The 2,593-nt window shown below is 70.0% G+C and carries 3 protein-coding genes and 1 pseudogene; 1 reads left to right on the forward strand and 3 read right to left on the reverse strand.

Features of this window, described 5'->3' with window-relative positions; all coding sequences use genetic code 11:
- A pseudogene (locus AC2W7C_RS16555) lies at positions 1 to 968 on the reverse strand (hybrid sensor histidine kinase/response regulator); the annotation flags it as partial.
- 93 nt (positions 969 to 1,061) lie between these two features.
- Positions 1,062 to 1,751, reverse strand: coding sequence for a glutamine amidotransferase-related protein (locus tag AC2W7C_RS16560; RefSeq protein ID WP_486002370.1), 690 nt, complete (start codon positions 1,749 to 1,751; stop codon positions 1,062 to 1,064).
- A 71-nt stretch (positions 1,752 to 1,822) separates the two neighbouring features.
- On the opposite strand from AC2W7C_RS16560, the gene AC2W7C_RS16565 reads away from it, so the two are divergent.
- The gene (locus AC2W7C_RS16565; RefSeq protein WP_486002371.1) at positions 1,823 to 2,125 is read left to right on the forward strand and encodes an antibiotic biosynthesis monooxygenase family protein; all 303 of its coding nucleotides are present in this window, start codon (positions 1,823 to 1,825) and stop codon (positions 2,123 to 2,125) included.
- 175 nt (positions 2,126 to 2,300) lie between these two features.
- Here AC2W7C_RS16565 and rlmJ read toward each other — a convergent pair whose 3' ends face one another.
- Entirely contained in the window at positions 2,301 to 2,531 is a 231-nt protein-coding gene (rlmJ, locus tag AC2W7C_RS16570) for a 23S rRNA (adenine(2030)-N(6))-methyltransferase RlmJ (protein WP_486002372.1), read from the reverse strand.
- Positions 2,532 to 2,593 lie beyond the last annotated feature (62 nt).

The following is a 2,593-nucleotide window of genomic DNA, read 5'->3' on the forward strand; positions in this document are numbered from 1 at the left end:
TCGCCGGTGCGCGCCCGCGCGATGGCGCGCAGCGGAAGCGCGTCCAGCGCCAGGAAGGCGGCCTCGCCCAGGTCTTCGCCGTAGGGCTTGAGGCAGTTCAGCACGCCCGGCTGCTGGTCGCGGGCGTTGGCCACGGCGGCGCACAGGCTGGCGTCGTAGATTTTCAGCGTCGGCAAGTCCGCGCGCCCCGCCAGCCGGTGATGCGCGGCGTAGTATTCGGCGGCGTGTTCCAGATCGCCCACCGTCACGGCCATCTTGGTCAGATTGTACAGGCTGTCGAAGTCGGGGCGCGGATAGGCGGGATTGGAGTAGTCGATCTCGAACTTGCGAAAGGCCGAGGCGGCGCCGAGGACGTCGTTCAACTCCATCAGCCCCATGCCGACGACCTCCCAGATCCCGGCCTGGGCCGTGGCGGCGAAGGGGTCGTTCGTCGGAATGTCGGCCTGCGCCCGCGCCAGCAGCTCCAGGCTTTCGCCGACGTGATCCTGGTCCATCAGGGCCAGCGCGGCCAGGCGGGCGGCGTGGGCGCGGACGAACCAGTCGCGCCCTTCGCGGGAAAGACGGTTCATCTCCGCCCCGACCCCGGTCTCGCCGCGGTCGTAGCGGATCGACAGCGCGTTGAGCTGGGCGATCTCGAGGTAGCGGGCGTCGTCCTGTCGGCGCGCCGCCGCGATCAGGCGACGGTTCCAGACCGTCGCGCGTTCGAACTCCCCCTGGTTCAGGATGGTCCAGGTGACGTGATAAAGCCGGTTCAGCCCCTCCCGGTCGGACCGCGCCATGGCGGCCTCGCCGAACGCCTCCAGGGCGGCGAAGCTGGTCGATCCCGCGCGACGCTCCACGAACCGGGCCAGATCGAGCGCGTCGGTGTCAGGGTCCTCAGCCACGTGCGCTGTCGCCGTCGCGGTCGGCGTCGAGCCGACCAGGGCGGCGACGACGATGATCGCCAGTACGAAACGAAGAAGCGACATGGAGAATCCGGCGTGGTCGCTTCGTCCTTACACGTCAGATGTTGCGCAAGGTTTAGCGCCGCTCGACGAACGCCGGATCGTCAACGGCCAAGCTTATCCGGCGACGAAGGCCCGTATCCAGCCGCTGGTCAGCGCCCGGTCGTCGGGCTCCTGCAGGCTCTCCAGCGCGCGGTCCACCAGGGCGTCGCCGATGCGCTCGCGACGGCCGGCGGTCAAAGCTCCAGCATAGGCGGGCGAGAACTCCGGATGGCCCTGCAGGCTGATCGCGTCGTCGTCCCAAGCCAGGCCCGCGAACGGCGTGAAGTCGCTGCGCAACAGGACGCGGGCGTCGGCGGGCTTCTCCACCACCTGATCCTGGTGCGAGACGGGAATGGCGATCGACGCGGCCTCGGGCGTCATCCATGGCTCGGCCGAGACGACGTCGTAGCGATGCAGGCCGACGCCCCAGCCGCGCTCCGACATCTCGACCCGTCCGCCCAGCGCCTGGGCCATCGCCTGGTGGCCAAAGCAGACGCCCACCAGTTTCGTGCGGCCCTTCGCCTGGCGGATCCAGTCCATCAGGTCGCCGATCCAGGGCGCGTCCTCGTAGACGCCCGCCGCCGACCCGGTGATGACGGCGCCCCGGAAGGCGGACGGATCGGGCCATTCGCCCGCCTGGACGTCGAAGGCCGCCGTCTGCGCGGCCTCCCCCAGCAGGATCTGGAACATCGCCGGATAGTCGCCGTGGATGGCGGCGAGAGCGGGCGGCGGCGCGCCGGTCTTCAGGATCGCGATGCGGGTCATTCGGCCTCCAGGGCCGGCGGATATGGGTCGCGAAGCGAGACAGCGAAAGCCCGATCCGCTAAACGGCGCCCATGTCCGACGCCGATCCCGTGGTCCTGATCAACGTCTACCGCTGCGAGCCCGAGCGGCAAGCCGTCCTGATGGAGCATCTGGCCGCCATGGTCCGGGCCCAGCGCGAGTTGGAGGGCTTCATCTCGGCGACCGTCCACCGCGGGCTGAACGGCCGGGTGGCCGCCGTCCACGCCGTCTGGCAGTCGCGCGACGAGTGGAAGGCCATGGCCCGCCATCCCACGGTCGCAGCGGCCATGGAGCCGATCCTGGCCATCGCCACCTTCGAGCCGCACCTCTACGAACCCGGCGAAGTGATCGACTAGGTTTCAGTCGACAGCCCTCACGCCTCTCTCGCTTTCCGTCATGGTCGGGTTTGTCCCGGCCATCTCCATGATCGCGACCAGCGCCTTGGAGGCCCACTCCGGCCCGGCCTCTGGTGTTCATGGATTCCCGGCGCAAGGCCGGGAATGACGGGGTGAATGTCGACCGAACCCTTGGTCAGGTCGTCCAGACCTCGGCCCGCGCGCCGTCGTCGCCCAGCACCCTCGTCACCCAGCCGCAGATTTCGGCGGCGGCGGCCTCCGCTCCGGCGGGCGGATTCAGCACCACCATCGCGCAGCCGTTCATCTTCATCGGATCGGTCAGCGGCCGCAGCCGGGCCTCGGCGACCAGGACCCGCTTGGCCCCCGTCTGGTCGAGACGACGCAGGAAGCCGTCGAAGGTCTCCAGGGTCCTTCAGCGGCGTCCACACCGCCGCCAGGGCGCGCGGGTCGCGCGCGCCACCGCCGCGC

This window comes from Brevundimonas sp. CURTG3B2_SDJG (assembly GCF_057364705.1).